This window comes from Parachlamydia acanthamoebae (genome assembly GCF_000875975.1).
GTDB lineage: Bacteria > Chlamydiota > Chlamydiia > Chlamydiales > Parachlamydiaceae > Parachlamydia > Parachlamydia acanthamoebae.
Genome location: NZ_BAWW01000055.1, coordinates 43,362 through 58,022, shown reverse-complemented (window position 1 = coordinate 58,022; position 14,661 = coordinate 43,362). Strand labels below are relative to the sequence as shown.

At 40.3% G+C, this 14,661-nt stretch carries 16 protein-coding genes and 1 pseudogene; 6 read left to right on the top strand and 11 right to left on the bottom strand.

Features of this window, described 5'->3' with window-relative positions; all coding sequences use genetic code 11:
• The first annotated feature begins 423 nt into the window (after positions 1–423).
• From AOM43_RS08955 to AOM43_RS08945, 3 genes are all read left to right on the top strand, one after another.
• Positions 424–1,167: a DnaB-like helicase C-terminal domain-containing protein gene (locus tag AOM43_RS08955; protein ID WP_059359931.1), complete on the top strand. Its 744-nt coding sequence runs from the start codon at positions 424–426 to the stop codon at positions 1,165–1,167.
• A 93-nt stretch (positions 1,168–1,260) separates the two neighbouring features.
• A complete protein-coding gene (locus AOM43_RS08950; RefSeq protein ID WP_226987466.1) occupies positions 1,261–2,454 on the top strand; it encodes an ATP-binding protein in 1,194 nt (397 codons plus the stop codon).
• A gap of 63 nt (positions 2,455–2,517) precedes the next feature.
• Positions 2,518–2,793 carry a hypothetical protein gene (locus AOM43_RS08945; RefSeq protein ID WP_059359929.1) on the top strand — a complete coding sequence of 92 codons (276 nt, stop codon included), beginning with the start codon at positions 2,518–2,520 and terminating at the stop codon, positions 2,791–2,793.
• A gap of 85 nt (positions 2,794–2,878) precedes the next feature.
• Here AOM43_RS08945 and AOM43_RS08940 read toward each other — a convergent pair whose 3' ends face one another.
• From AOM43_RS08940 to AOM43_RS08925, 4 genes are all read right to left on the bottom strand, one after another.
• Complete coding sequence (locus tag AOM43_RS08940; protein ID WP_059359927.1) at positions 2,879–3,109, bottom strand: hypothetical protein; 231 nt, start codon at positions 3,107–3,109, stop codon at positions 2,879–2,881.
• Positions 3,110–3,223: 114 nt separating this feature from the next.
• Positions 3,224–3,979 carry an SDR family NAD(P)-dependent oxidoreductase gene (locus AOM43_RS08935; protein WP_006341469.1) on the bottom strand — a complete coding sequence of 252 codons (756 nt, stop codon included), beginning with the start codon at positions 3,977–3,979 and terminating at the stop codon, positions 3,224–3,226.
• A 171-nt stretch (positions 3,980–4,150) separates the two neighbouring features.
• Entirely contained in the window at positions 4,151–5,155 is a 1,005-nt protein-coding gene (locus tag AOM43_RS08930) for a cupin domain-containing protein (protein ID WP_013925543.1), read from the bottom strand.
• 110 nt (positions 5,156–5,265) lie between these two features.
• Positions 5,266–5,964, bottom strand: coding sequence for a pirin family protein (locus AOM43_RS08925; protein ID WP_152618861.1), 699 nt, complete (start codon positions 5,962–5,964; stop codon positions 5,266–5,268).
• An 82-nt stretch (positions 5,965–6,046) separates the two neighbouring features.
• On the opposite strand from AOM43_RS08925, the gene AOM43_RS08920 reads away from it, so the two are divergent.
• The gene (locus AOM43_RS08920) at positions 6,047–6,967 is read left to right on the top strand and encodes an NAD-dependent epimerase/dehydratase family protein (RefSeq protein WP_059359922.1); all 921 of its coding nucleotides are present in this window, start codon (positions 6,047–6,049) and stop codon (positions 6,965–6,967) included.
• Positions 6,960–7,994, top strand: coding sequence for an NAD(P)H-dependent flavin oxidoreductase (locus tag AOM43_RS08915; protein WP_059359920.1), 1,035 nt, complete (start codon positions 6,960–6,962; stop codon positions 7,992–7,994). Before AOM43_RS08920 ends, AOM43_RS08915 begins: the two co-directional genes overlap by 8 nt.
• Positions 7,995–8,107: 113 nt before the next feature.
• Here AOM43_RS08915 and AOM43_RS08910 read toward each other — a convergent pair whose 3' ends face one another.
• The 7 genes and pseudogenes from AOM43_RS08910 to AOM43_RS08885 form a co-directional block, all read right to left on the bottom strand.
• Positions 8,108–8,686 carry an IS200/IS605 family accessory protein TnpB-related protein gene (locus AOM43_RS08910; RefSeq protein ID WP_059359918.1) on the bottom strand — a complete coding sequence of 193 codons (579 nt, stop codon included), beginning with the start codon at positions 8,684–8,686 and terminating at the stop codon, positions 8,108–8,110.
• Positions 8,620–8,997 (bottom strand): hypothetical protein, encoded by a 378-nt coding sequence (locus AOM43_RS08905; protein ID WP_059359916.1) that lies wholly within the window; start codon positions 8,995–8,997, stop codon positions 8,620–8,622. Before AOM43_RS08905 ends, AOM43_RS08910 begins: the two co-directional genes overlap by 67 nt.
• A gap of 171 nt (positions 8,998–9,168) precedes the next feature.
• Positions 9,169–9,609, bottom strand: coding sequence for a hypothetical protein (locus AOM43_RS08900; RefSeq protein ID WP_059359913.1), 441 nt, complete (start codon positions 9,607–9,609; stop codon positions 9,169–9,171).
• Positions 9,599–9,691 (bottom strand): annotated as a pseudogene (locus AOM43_RS14190) (IS607 family transposase); the annotation flags it as partial. The pseudogene AOM43_RS14190 and the gene AOM43_RS08900, both read right to left, overlap by 11 nt.
• Before the next feature lie 40 nt (positions 9,692–9,731).
• Positions 9,732–10,721, bottom strand: coding sequence for a zinc-dependent alcohol dehydrogenase family protein (locus tag AOM43_RS08895; protein WP_013925535.1), 990 nt, complete (start codon positions 10,719–10,721; stop codon positions 9,732–9,734).
• A 78-nt stretch (positions 10,722–10,799) separates the two neighbouring features.
• Positions 10,800–11,813 carry a hypothetical protein gene (locus AOM43_RS08890; protein ID WP_052234784.1) on the bottom strand — a complete coding sequence of 338 codons (1,014 nt, stop codon included), beginning with the start codon at positions 11,811–11,813 and terminating at the stop codon, positions 10,800–10,802.
• Between the two features lie 459 nt (positions 11,814–12,272).
• Positions 12,273–13,628 carry an outer membrane beta-barrel protein gene (locus AOM43_RS08885; protein ID WP_059359910.1) on the bottom strand — a complete coding sequence of 452 codons (1,356 nt, stop codon included), beginning with the start codon at positions 13,626–13,628 and terminating at the stop codon, positions 12,273–12,275.
• Positions 13,629–13,809: 181 nt separating this feature from the next.
• Between AOM43_RS08885 and AOM43_RS08880 the strand changes: the two genes are divergently transcribed.
• Complete coding sequence (locus AOM43_RS08880) at positions 13,810–14,661, top strand: oxidoreductase (protein ID WP_013925531.1); 852 nt, start codon at positions 13,810–13,812, stop codon at positions 14,659–14,661.

Here is a 14,661-nt window from a genome sequence, read left to right as displayed (position 1 = left end):
ATGAGCGCACTCCCATTTAGTTTTTGTCGTAAAAAACATTTTAAGGATGCGCTCTCTTTTTTTCACCTCATACACAACTTTTGATCATATCTCCTACTGGTGTCGTTATTTTTATAATGAGAGCAAGTATGGGAGGTTTTTGCTACATAAAATAAGGGTTTTTCTTAGGCGTTTTTTGTTTTGTCATACAGTACTACAGAAATACTGTAGTGGCTTTTCTTAAGCTCTCTCATTTTTCCAATTTACCTGTAGATTTAAGCCATTTTTAGGTAGAATTTGGCTGTTATTTTCATGAGGTGATTATGAGTGAAAAAGTATACAGCACAGGCTTGCAAGAGCTGGATAAAATGCTAAATGAAGGGCTGCGTGCGCACTCTCTACTGACAATTGGAGCCAGGCCATCAATGGGTAAAAACAGCTCTGATGGTAACAATGGCTTCCCATTTAATAGAAAATGATGTTCCATTTGCATATTTCTCTTTTTGTGAAAGTGAAAATGAAATCGCAAGAAAGATGATTTCCAATACTTCTGAAGTGCCACTTGAGAAGTGTATTCTTCCGTTGAATGATAAATCTCAGGCTAAAACTGGATTAAAAGCAGAAGAATTTCAGTGGGTTGTTTTAGCTATAAATATAATGCAAAAAGAGTCGCATGTTCTTATTTCCGATGATCGATGTTCAATTAGCGAATTGATTGAATCGCTTGAATCTGCTGTAAAACAAGAAGTTTCTGTAATTTTTATTGATTATTTTCAGGTTTTAGGCGGCATACGTACGGGAGATGTATATCAAGAGAGCTCTAAAATGATAAACGAGCTAAAGCTTTTTGCTAATCAGCACAACGTTTCTATCGTAGTTGCTTCCCAGCTTTCTAGAAAGGTTGAAGAAAGACCTGGTCATAGGCCAATGATGACTGATTTTTGCGATACTGGAGTCATAGAAGAAGCCTCAGATCAAATTTTATTTTTGTTGAGACGAGAATATTATGATCCTATAGACAAGCCTGGAATTGGAGAGATTATCGTTGCTAAAAACAGGTTTGGTTTGACAGGGGCAGTTAATGTAACGTTTCGAAAGGAAGTGGGGAAATTTGAAAACTACACAAGCTATAAACAGAATTATATATCTAACATCGAGTTAGATGAGTTCAGCCATTTTAGATCGTAATACTGTAATACAGTAGATCTTGACTTTACTCAATGCATTGAGTAAAATTACTCAAAACACTGAGTAAATTTAATCAATGCGCTGAGTAAATCCATGATGAAAAAAAGACCTTCCTTTGAGTTGCTATTGAAAAGGGTTCAAGAGCCTCGTCGCTTTATCCAGTCTCTTATAGGTCCTCGGCAGGTTGGAAAAACAACGTTAGCGCGTCAAGTGGCAGACGGATTGAGAATACCAAGCCGATATATCACAGCCGACCTTGCTACACTTCAAGATGTCTCTTGGTTAAGACAGCAATGGGATGTTGCCAGGGAACTAGCAAAATCTGAAGGAAAAGCCCTCCTAATTGTAGATGAAATTCAGAAGATTCCTCATTGGTCAGATATGGTCAAACTTCTTTGGGATCAAGATACTGCTTCTGGGATTGATCTGTCTGTAATGGTTCTTGGTTCTTCGCCTTGGCTAATGCAAAAAGGATTGTCTGAAAGCCTTGCTGGTAGATTTGAGACTATCCCTATTACCCATTGGTCCTTTAAAGAAATGCATGAAATCTTTGGATGGTCTTTAGAACGTTATCTTTATTTTGGTGGCTATCCTGGAGCGGCTCCTCTTGCCGATGAAAAAAATCCAGAGCGTTGGACTAACTACATTACCGAATCTATTATAGAAACAACGATTTCTCGCGATATTTTATTGATGAGCCAAGTAAATAAGCCAGCTTTATTGAGAAGGCTTTTTCAGTTGGGATGCCATTACTCAGGGCAAATTCTTTCATATAATAAAATGCTTGGCGAATTGCAAGATGCTGGTAATTCGACTACTTTGGCGCACTATTTAGATTTACTTAATGGTGCTGGGCTTCTTACTGGATTACAGAAATTTGCGAATCAGAATGTAAGAAGAAAAGGATCTAGCCCTAAATTTGCCGTTTACAATAACGCTCTTATGAGCGCGCAATCTGGGAAAAACTTTTTTGAAGCTATGTCGGATAAAGTCTTTTTAGGCAGGCTTGTCGAATCGGCTGTAGGGGCGCACTTGCTTAATAGCATTCGAGGAACACAAATAGAACTTTTCTATTGGAGAGAAGGAGATAAAGAGGTCGATTTTGTCCTTCAATTAGGGGACAAGCTCATTGCCATAGAGGTTAAGAGTAATCAAGAGTCTATCCAAAACTCGGGAATAGATTCTTTTGTAAAACAATTTAATCCAGATAGAATTTTGTTGGTCGGAGATCAAGGAATCCCACTAAAGTCATTTTTATCAACAGCTCCAAGTTCCTTATTTGAATAGAGTCAATCTATGTATGAGAATGTGACTGTAATACGATAATACACAATGCACCAAGGAGTTTCAATGAAGTCTAGCCGTGACCAGTTTGCCTTTGACGATAGATGCTTTATAGATAGCTCTCTCTTCCATCAACTTCCGATAGAATTAGCCCCTGGAGTTTTCTTAGCTTCTACCCCTCAACATACGCTAGCACAAGCCGCTGGGAAAGGTTCAACGGAACGAGAAAACATAGCTTTAGCTGAATGGGTCTATCCAGGCTTTGGACTAGGAATGGGCATCGTTAATGCTTGCGAAATCAGTATTGTCGGGGTTCATCTATGTTTTAATGAGATCGGTTGAACAATGTTAACGGTGATTTCTTTAGGAGCGAGATCTCGAGCCCATCCTCTTGTATATCCAATCAAAGCCGCTTGTGGCACATTAGTCAACATTTCCTGGGTTTACCCCTACAGAGCCAGCCTTCATGAATGGACAGTCGTCCTACAGCTGTGACAACACCATCGACATGGATGATTTGTTGACGTGCCAAAGCTTTAAGATCTAATTCAAAATTTCCGAGAGTCTCAGGGAGAAATATCTCGGCATTGTTGACGAGGATATTGAGTTTCCCAAAATACTTATACTGATCGGCTTGAATTAGAATGGCTAATGGCAATATTTGCACCTTCTTCAGCCAACCTTTTAGTGATCACTGCACCAATGCCACGCGACCTCCACGTAATTAAAGCGACTTTATCTTTGAGTTTTTTTATTATGTTCATATCATTTTTTAAATTTGTGCAAAACCACCATCTACAAATAGTTCAATGCCTGTAATGTAGCTGCTGTCATCGGTTGCAAGAAATAAAACAGGCTTTGCGACCTCTTCTGGTTTGCCTACTCGCCCCAAAGGCGTCACTACGGCTGTTTGAGATTCATATTGGCTAATTTGCTGTGCGGTTAATTTTAAGGCATTGCTATAGCCTTCAGTGGGGACCGTGCCTGGGCTTATCACGTTTACCCGAATTTTTCGTTTCTTTAGGTCAAGGATCCAGCAACGTGCAAATGAGCGTATGGCTGCTTTACTTGCGCAATAGACGCTAAAAGCCTCGATCCCTTTTGAGCTTACCATAGAAGCATTTAAGATAATTGAACCGCCTTCACGCATTAGGAAGAGCGATTTTTGCACACTAAAAAGTAATCCCTTTACATTTGTGTCAAAAATTTTATCGTAATGTTGTTCGGTTATGTTTTCTAAGGAAGCGAATTCTCCTGTCCCGGCATTCGCAAAAAGGATATCGATGTGACCACTTTCTTCCTTGACAGTGGCGTATAACCGGTCAAGATCCTCTAGATTGGAGACGTCGCCCTGTATTCCTTTAACGTTGTAACCAATGCGTTCAACGGCTGCATCCAATTCTTTTTGTCTACGTCCTGTAATATAGACATAAGCCCCTTCTTCAACAAACAATTGCGCTGTGGCAAAACCAAGTCCACTATTTCCACCAGTAATTACTGCAATTTTTCCTTCAAGTTTTTTAGTCATTCACTGCTCCTACAAAATGGGTATTTTTCAGTCTATATAGACCAAGACGATGTTTTGTAAAAGAGTAACCATAAAAGACGAGTAAATGTGGCCCGAATCAGTCCTTAAAGAGATAAGAATGGCCAAATTAAATGGAGGGGCGGGAGATAACCCGCCTGCAGATTGCTACAATTAGATAGGCACAATCACGAGAGGTTCTTCTTCTTTTTTGAATGCATCGAAATAGCTTGGGGACACATTGAAAATAGATCCTAGAACTTCGTTTGAGTAGGAACCGATCACTTCACCAATTCCAATATAGTCTGGAGTTGCATGGCTAAAGAAGGCAATCACTTCCACATTTTCTGAACCGACATTTTCGATATTATGAAAATGGGATGCCGGAGCAAAAGCGCCTTGTCCGCCATTCACCTCCATGACATTTAATTGTCCATCAGGTGAAAGTACTGTAATACGAGTTTTCCCCTTCACAATAAAAACAAGCTCACCCGCATTTGTATGCCAGTGAGGTTCGACAATTCCTTTTGGATTCAATCCAAATCCCAAAATGCCCAATCCTTCTAGTTTGGGCAGAGTAGATTTTGTTCCAATTTGAAGATAGCCACCCTTGGTTAATATCGGTTTATTGCTATCTTTGATGTCAAATTTATACTCATTCTTTCCATTTGTTTGTGGATGAGATGACTGAGAAAGTACTTTAATCAGTTCATTATTTTGTGTTTTTTTAAGACCATCAACAAAATTAGACGAGGTATTAAATGTAGAGTTAAAGACGCTATCTGCAAGAGATCCGATCGCTTTCGAAATACGCATTGTTTCTGGATGTGTATGATTTAATGCGAATTGAATGACACTATTTTTTTGACTGATGTTTTCTACACGGTGTATGTATCCTTGAGGAATAAAGAAGATTTCCCCTGCTTGCACTGTAAATTCTTCCGCTTGATCAGGGGTGCGCATTTGCACCAAAACTTCACCTTCTGTGCAATAGCCGATTTTATTCGCATTTGTATGCCAGATAGGTTCTGTGGACCCTCTTGGATTTAACTTTAGGCTGGCAAACGAAATGTTGACAAAGCCGGGGGTTTCATTTGAAGTGACATGTATTAGACTTCCACCAGAATTATTGATTTGAGGCTTAATCGAATCTAGACTAAAAAAATATTTGCTAGTCATAAAACACCTCATAAATAGAGCTATTTATTTAAATGCTTCATAATACTCAATTATTTTCAAATAAGATCCCTTATCATTTTAATTTAGTTTAAAGAAATTAATTAATCAATTTAATTCATATCAAAAAATAAAATGCGTGATGGTTTTATTGCTTTTAATATTAAGTTTGTATCGGGATTAATGGCAACGCCATCGCCTGATTGAATGGTATCTGCATTTAAAGATAATTCACCTTCAATGACTTGTATCCAACCATAACGATGATCAGGAATATTTTTTTCAAAGGATTTTCCAATTTCGAGTGAGGCGGTATAAAGCATCACATCTTGTTGAATTTTAATGGAATTTTGTTGTCCGTTTTCAGAGGCAATTAATATCCATTCATTTAGACTGGTGGGCAGTGGCATTTGTTGGTAACGAGGCTGAATGTTTTCCTGATTTGGCAAAATCCAAATTTGTAAAAAATGCACAGGTTCAGTGCTTGAAGGATTGTATTCGCTATGATTAACTCCAGTGCCTGCACTCATTTGTTGAATATCATTGGCATGAATGACAGATTCTGTTCCCATGCTATCTCGATGAGCAAGACTTCCTTCTAGCACAATGCTAATAATTTCCATATTTTCATGATGGTGCATGGGAAATCCGTTGCCTGGAGCAACCCGATCTTCATTGATCACACGTAGGCTTCTAAATCCCATAAAATTTGGGTCGTAATAGTGTGCAAATGAAAACGTATGGAATGTTTTTAACCAACCATGATCGAAAAATTTACGCTCATGACTTTTTCGAATTTTATAGCTCATCATTTCTCCAAAAGTTGTATTTTTCTTTATAATCTGAAAAGATCATTCATAAGAAATGTAAGTTATTTTTAGAAAGAGGTTTTTCATGAAGATTTTGATTGCTGGTGCTACAGGGGCGATTGGACAACCTTTAGCTAAAGAACTTTTAAAAGAAGGCTATGAAGTTTATGGAATAACTTTGTCGAAAGAGCGTTCTGCTAAGTTAGCCAAAGAGGGAGCAAAGCCTGTGATTTTGGATGTTTTAAATACAGAGGCGGTAGCTGCGGTTTTGAGTGATGTTAAACCAACGATTGTGATCGATATGTTAACACGTTTACCTAAAGAATATACACCGGAATCCATGCGTCAAGCAGCTCTATTAGACGCACAGATTCGAATGGAAGGTGGGGCTAATCTCTTGACGGCTGCTGTGCAACAGGGTGTGAAGCGTTATATAGCGCAATCAAGCGGATTTTGGTATGAGCCTGGCGAGGGAATGGCCGATGAAAATACATCGATGGCTTTTCAAGCATCACCTGGAATTGCTGCGGGCGTACGGTTATATGAAGAAATTGAAAAACGTCTCTTTAAAGCAAGTTCCTTAGAAGGAGTCGCATTGCGATTTGGTTTTTTTTATGGACTTGGGACATGGTTTAATCCAGAAGGTGATGTTGCAGAGCAAATTCGGAAGCAGCAGTTCCCCATTATTGGGGCGGGAGAGGGGGTGTGGAATTTTGTACATATTGAAGATGCTGCTCATGCTATTGTGTCTGCTATTAAAAGTGTGCCAGGAGTTTATAATGTTGTAAATGATCACCCGTCACCTATGCGTGAATGGCTACCTGCTTTCGCAAAGTATTTAAAAGCGGCCGCTCCTCCTTTCATTTCAGAAAAGGAAGGATTTAAGCTAAGAGGGGCTGACTCTGTTTATTACGCAACAAAATTGCGGGCGGCATCAAATGCAAAAGCTAAAAAAGAATTACACTTCAAACCTAGACTTTTTGAATGGATTAAACAAGATGGATGAAAGATTAGCCCTTAAACTTCCTTTGATTCAAGCTCCCATGGGAGGTGTAGCGACTCCTCAGCTAGCTGCTGCGGTATCAAATACAGGCGCTTTAGGCTCTTTAGGTGGAGGATATATGACACCAGAGGAGCTTCAAAAGGTTGTTCGGGAAACGAAAGTGTTGACGAAGCATCCTTTTGGAGTGAATCTTTTTGTTTTGGAAAAAGACATTCTCCTCCCTGACCTACTAGCAGCTCTCGAATTCATTAAACCCTTTTGGAAAGAGCTTACAGATGAACCATTAGAAGTTCCCACAGAGCTAAAGCTTCCAGCCTTTGAAGAGCAAGTCGAAGTTTTATTAGAGGAAAAGATTTCTGTTTTTAGTTTTACATTTGGGATCCCTTCAGAAGACATCATTCAACGTTTTAGAAAGCAGGGAATATTAGTGTTTGGAACAGCCACTAACCCACGCGAAGCCATTTTATTGGAACGAGTGGGATGTGATGGAATTGTTTGTCAGGGCTATGAAGCCGGAGGGCATCGAGGATGCTTTTCAAATCCAGATCCTTGCTATAGCTTATCCGTGCTACTTTCATTAACAAAGCGGGTTGTTAAATTGCCTTTAATCGCTGCGGGGGGAATTATGGATGGCTATGGGATCGCAGCGGCTCTTGTGATGGGAGCAAAGTATGCGCAATTGGGAACGGCATTTGTCACGACTATCGAAAGCGGAGCAAACCAGGCCTATAAAAAAGCTTTACTTGAAGAAAATGCTCCAACAAAATTATCTAAGGCTTTCACTGGAAAATTGGCACGGCTAATAGAAAACCGATTCGTGGCGGAACTAGGCAAGAAAGCTGTACTCCCTTATCCTGTACAGCATTTTCTTACGGCAAAACTGCGAGCATTGGCCGCACAAAAAGGGCGCATGGATCTCATGTTTCTTTTGGCAGGGCAGGGTTATCCCTTATGCCAATCGATTTCAGCGCGTGATTTGATTCAGCAAATGGCTTATCAGCTTTTCATAGCTAAAGCGCGGGGGGAGTAGTGCAAACCGCTACTTAAAATCTATACATATCTACTCTTTACTGAGCTGAATGATAAAACGCTAGCCAAGCAGTTTTGCTAACGATTCACATATTGGAATCTCACCAATAACAGTCAGGAGCTATTCGCTGTCGCAAGAGCCGGAATAGGCGGACTCGAGGATCGATGGATCGCCTGAAAGTGTGCTACAAGCACTGTTGTTAATTTCTTCTTCACACTACCCCAGAAATGCCATACGTGTTTTATTCGATTCCTCACGGGTAGAACAAAAGCGACATGGCCTCCTTTCCCATCGGGAATTTGTCCATGGGAAGAGCAAGGTGCTTCAGAAAATTTTTGGTAACGTCTTGCTATGCAAAGAGCTGCTGCAAGATGGATACTTAGGCCATAGCGTTTCGCATAATTGATACGCCCGATGGTTGAGGTAAATGCCGGATTGACTCGGTAGATCTCAATCCCTTCTTTGAAGGCGCGTGCGATGAGACATGCGAAGAAGAGCCCGTAAGCAAAACCGGATAACAGTCGTGAAAATTTCTTATTTCCACTGTCTTGTAAAGTGAGCTTTTTCTTTCGAAAATCTAAGTTTTCAATGACAAGTGGCTTCTTTGTGGCTTTTGCTTGATCGATTATCTTCTTGCAGAGATCTCCTGTGATCGCTTTAAGCTGTTCTTTTCTCTTTCCATAAGAACCCAAGAAAGTATTCTTGATTTTATCGGCTTGCCAAAGCGATCTGTTTCCATATAGGCGATATGATCGGCGTTAAGATCGATTCCAATGACTCCAAGTCCCTCTTGTGAAATACAGTCAGCCTTTGGAAGGGCTGTCGAAGTGAACACTCTCCAGCTCTTTGCATCTTTTTTAAAGCGATAGGATATCGCCTGTCCCTTGGGATTATTCATTGCAGCTAAGACTTGTTGTTGGCCGTAAGCGAACATAACGTCTGGATGTAGAGGTATTTCCCATGCTTGTCCTCCAAGGCTTTGGGAAGGCGCAAGCGCAAACACAACGTTTCATTGCTCTGTAAGGTAGCCACACATGTCTGATTGCCTGAAGATTCATCCTTAGATCCCAAGCCAAAAAACTCGCTATTTCGGCTTTCTTGCCATACCTTTTTCCATTCCAAATGAGAGGAAAACCCATTTTTCTCAAGATAAAATTGAGTGTTAAATAGCTTTTTACTTCCAAAGCAGAGCCTGACGCGTTTTTGCTTGCGATCTCTCCTCAATGGAATCACGACGTTGGAACAAAATCGCTCGGCGCCGTCTCTTTTGATGCAGAATAAATTGCTTTGAGGGCTTCTTTTCCAAAAGTTGAATCCTTCGGTCTAACAAAGCGATTTGTTGATTAAGACTCTCAATGGCACGATCTTGTCCAACTCGACATCCTTCCACTTTGCTGTCCAAACTCACTCGACAGGCATTAAATTGTCGTGCTGTGATATTAAATCTTGTCAGAAACCGATTTTTGCAGGAAGCAGACGCTTTTCCCTGAGCAACTTCTGCGTACAACGAACGTTCTACTTGGCTGAGCAAATCCGCGTATTGTTGCAAGATGTTGTCTTGTTCGTCATTCAGCACAAGGCGTGTTTGGTAGGTGAACATCATCTCAGTTGTCATGGTCAATCAACACTTTAGCGGCTTCAATCAATTTTTTGTTCTTTTTGCTTCTGCTGCCATACAATCTTGCTGAAAACTTTGTATATGTTTTTGCAAGCTGTTTCTAACCCCGCTTTTTCTCTCTAGACTGTTACAATAATTTTTCCAATTTGTTGATTCGACTCTAAATATCGATGTGCGTCCACAATTTTATCAAGAGGAAAAGTCTTGGCGATGACTGGCTTTAATTTTTTAGAGGCGAGTCCGTTGAGAATAAATTTTTTCGCTCTCTCGAATCTTTCAGGATCACTCACAATTTCAAAAAGAACATATCCGCGCATAGAAAGAGATTTGGCTAGCGCGGGCATCAAAGGAAATGGGGTAGGATCTGGACTAAGAGCTCCATATTGAAATAAGATACCGCCATTCGCCATTCCTTCCGCTAAAGCAAGCACAGTTTTCCCTCCAACGGGATCAAATACGATTCTAGCACCCTTACCGCCTGTGATCTCTTTTAGCTTTGTTGCAAGATCTTCTTCTTCCGTCGCAATAACATGTGCAGCTCCTTCATCCAGCAGAGCTTTCTTCTTATTGCTTTTACGAGTTGTAGCGATAGGGATGGCCCCAACCATGTTACACAGCTGGATGGCTGCTAAGCCAACGCTGCTAGAAGCGGCTGGGATGACAACATAATCGTCTTTTTTCATTTCGGCAATATCATTAAGAGCCCCATAAGCTGTCATGTATTGCATCCAAACGGCGGCAGCTTCTTCAAAAGATAAAGATGGAGGATTTTTGACTGCATACTGTGCGGGGATAATTGCAATTTCACCATAAACACCATATTTACCTTGATCTGCTGCAGGAACAATACTAATACTGTCGCCAGGTGCGAAATCCTTAACATCCGGACCAACCGATTCGACAATCCCTGAGGCTTCGTAACCTATACGAGAAGGGAATGTTGGTTGAAAAAAATAGCGTCCACTTCTAAACATGGCTTCTGCTCGGTTGAGGCCGAGAGCCTTCACTTTTATTCTCACTTCACCAGGACCGGGAGAGGGAACTTCTACTTCGTCAATTTGCAAAACTTCAGGTCCACCAACTTTATGAAATCGAACAATGCGTGCCACAAGAGCCTCCTTGATATGAATAATCTTTAGAGATGGTATGATAGATTTGACGATATTTTTCAAATAATTTATTTTTAATTAATAAAAAGACCACGCGAAATTAAGGTTTAGAGCAAAATCCACTTTGTGCTGTTTTCCAAATAAATTTTGAGTGACAGGAACACTTACCCCAAATTGTAATAACCATTCTTTGGTTGAAATCCAAATGGAGGGGGTTACATAAACGACATTTCCGCCTGAATTGGGATCGATCACTCGGTCGATTCGATTTTTTTTGTTATATTGGCCATCAATTTCTAACATCCAGGCATAGATGCGATCTGTCGTGCTGGGAATATTTCTGCCAAATCCAAATTGGTAGAGGAATTGATCCCCGATGCGAGTCCCCCCATTTGAACTCATTAAAATAGCTCCATGTGAGGTGAATGCAAACCAATCGACCATTGTATGGTAAAAAGTGCCTCCAATAAATACGCTGGGTGCTCCAAAACCAGTGGGTGGGTTTTTTTTAGTCGATCCAGTAGGTGCTGTAATGTTCGCAACAATAGTGGCTTCATCAACATAGAAAGCTGTCGACTTGTTATAAAAAGCATACTCAAATTGTATGAAGAAATCCTCTATACCACTTGATCGGTTTTTGCCGTCTCTCAAATAGGGATTAACTGGGAAATTGAAATAGATAGAAAATTCATTCGTTACGCCAAACAAAACGCTTGGAATTATGTCTGAGTTAACTCTTTTCTTTCCGCTAAAATAATCTGCAAAGAGATAGAGCTGCACTTCATCTTTATCAAGAATATTTCCTCCAAATCCAAACAGTGCAGCAGGTTGTTGGGAAGTAGGTAACGCGAAATTTCCAACTTTTGGGGGTTCTTCTTTAATCTCTTCGCTGTTCTTTTCTTTCTCTTCCTGTTTTTTTTCACATGGATTGGTTACTTCTTTTGTTTCTGCTTTTTCGTCGGTTTTTTCTTTTTCTTCTTTTTCACAAGTTGTTTTTAAATTCTCTTTTTCATCTGTTTGCCCCATTGCTTGGTTATTGAAAAAAAGGATCCACAAAATACAGAAAAACAATAATCGGAAGTCTTTATTCATGCATTATCTCATTGTCGTAGGATAGAGATCAAATTTATCAGGCTATTATTTTTGATAACACAACCCCTTATTATATTTTAAGAGATGTTAATCTCCTAAAAAAAATATTGAGATTATGCACTAAAGGACCTAAATTTTTATAAACCACCTCCAGATAGCTCTATGTGATGACTTCTGATTTGGAAGATATTTGCACGCCAATTTTTTGGTGATGTCGCACATACTCGGATTCGTCCAACACCTGACATTTCGAAATTATTAGTGAGAAGGTGAAAACACTCCGAGTCTATTTCCCCAGAATTGCCGCTCATTGGAATCATGCAATCCCAGTACACACGTGCGCGATCGCATACCAGCACGTTTGGTGTTTTGCGTATACATGTAAAAGAAGCACGAACAATTTTGCCCTAGCAGGCCCTTAATTTGGCTAATCGCTAAAGTTAACCTGAGGTACTATTCTCAAAAACGTATTGTCATATCCAGGCCCGCCAAAACAGTTCCTTTTCTTTTTCCCCGATCAAATGCATCACGATTCCAATTTCTATAGTAGCCAATTTCAGGGCGTATTTGAAGTTCTTCGGTGAAATTGTATGTAAATCCAACCGTATGACCCGTATATGTACCTGGATAATTCGTTCTTTCTCCTTGTGCATCTCTCCAAATTTCGTTGCGCAAAGTCACAAAACCCTTTTCTGAAAATTTAAACAATGCATAATTCACAAACCCATATGTCAAAGATGTTCCATGGATATTTGGACCGATGCCTCCGCCTCCGCCAAAAGAGCGAACCGGTCCGGCACTTGGTGTTCCCCCGCGTACGGCATTCCGCTGCCACATAAAATAACCTTCTGTTTTTGTGTGAATATCATCAGAAAATTTATGCTGCCAGGTTGCGACAACATAGTTGTAGTTATCGTGACCAAGTCGTTGACCGTACATGCGAAATCGACGAAATTTTGCGCTGTTGATAGAGTTTAGCATCAGATACACAGAGTCTAGATTATCGCAGGAAACCCATCGAATTCCGAGCATTCCAGTAGGAACAGCTCCTTTATACCAGGGTGCCATATCGGTGCCAGCGTGTAAAGCAGCTTGCACTGTCCAGTACTTATTGAGCATGACTGTTAACATGGCCCCTGTCTGAGTAGAAGTATCAAAGGTAAACATCAGCGAGTGAGTTCCCAAGTAATTATCTGGAACAAACTGCGTCTCAATATCTGGACAAGAAGCCCAACGACCTATTCGGATGATCGCACCTTGAGCAATCTTTGGGATGTACGTATCTATGTATTGCTCGGTAAAATCATATCCGTATAAATAGTTGTGTTTTAACAATTGTCGGCTTGTCCAACCCCCAGCTGTTGTATAACGATAATCAATCCCATAGAGAATGGTGGAACGAAACCCTATGTCAATGTGATCAGTTTGGAGAGTATCAACTTCTCTTTCCAGGCGAAATACAAATTGGTCGAGCTCGACTCGATTTGGAACAATCCAGTAACCTTCAGGAGCATTTGAGTGGCTACAGCTACTTATATTGCCCGAACCGTTAATCCAACCATAAGCTTTTACCCTGCTTTTTTTAATTCTTTCTCCACAAGGAAGTTTGTAAATCACTTTCATTAACGGATAAATTGTGTCACTGATGGGTATCCCTATTAGAGGAGTGCCTAGAAATTCTCCAGAAGGAAAGGGAGGAGAGTCAAAAGGTGCAGGAAGAGCTCTTCTAGTCGGTTCTTTTTTCTCAGATTCTTCTGCATAGAAAACCGTTGGTGATAAAAAGAAAATCCCAATAAGAAGGTAGAGGATATTCATGACAGCCTTTTAAAAATTTTCATTCGTAGTAATGATGTCTGTTTATTTAGATCCATTCAATCATTTTCCAAAAATATTTAAGAAGCAAGCATAACTAACTTTTTGTAAAAAAATCTATTGAAATTTTAAAAGGATTGATTACTCTAACACCAACAACAGGGTTCAAGAAGGAGTATTTTTTATGAGCGATAATCAAAGCAAACAGCTCGTTTGGTTTATTACAGGGACTTCACAAGGATTTGGTTGGGAAATTGTTAAAGCTGCTCTTGAAAGAGGTGATTTTGTGGTGGCTACCTCTCGTTCGCCCCAAAAAGTGGCTGCCGATTTTGTGGAATTTTCTGATCATTTATTAGCCATCACATTGGATTTGCATGATCCAGATATGGTTTTAAGAGGGGTGCAGTCTGCAATCACGCGGTTTGGAAGAATTGATGTTCTAGTCAATAATGCGGGGTATGGTTTGTTAGGAGCTGTAGAAGAGGCAAGTGATTCCGAAATTAGAAACGTTTTTGAGACAAATGTTTTCGGATTATTACGTGTGACGCGCGCTATCCTGCCCTACATGCGTAAGCGGCGGAGCGGACATATTATTAATCTCTCATCGATTGGTGGTTTAGTGGGATTGGCGGGATGGGGAATTTATAATTCCACCAAATTTGCCATAGAAGGGCTTTCAGAAGCTCTAGCTTTAGAGGTCGCTCCCTTGGGAATACATGTCACCATTGTGGAGCCGGGACCATTTCGCACCGATTTTTTAGGAGGGTCCTTAACACCTGCAACTAATGTATTATCAGATTACGAACAGACATCCGGTCAAACACGATCATCCGCTGTTGAGAGAGATGGAAATCAGCCGGGTGATCCTGCAATAGTTGCAGAAGCAGTTGTACAAGTGGTGAATTCTGAAAATCCACCCTTGCATTTACTGTTAGGAAGGATCGCTTATGAACTCGCCAATAAAAAATTGGATGAATTGCGTAAAGAGTTTAAAACTTGGCAAGAGTTGGCATTGTCTGCAGATTTTAAGGCTTAA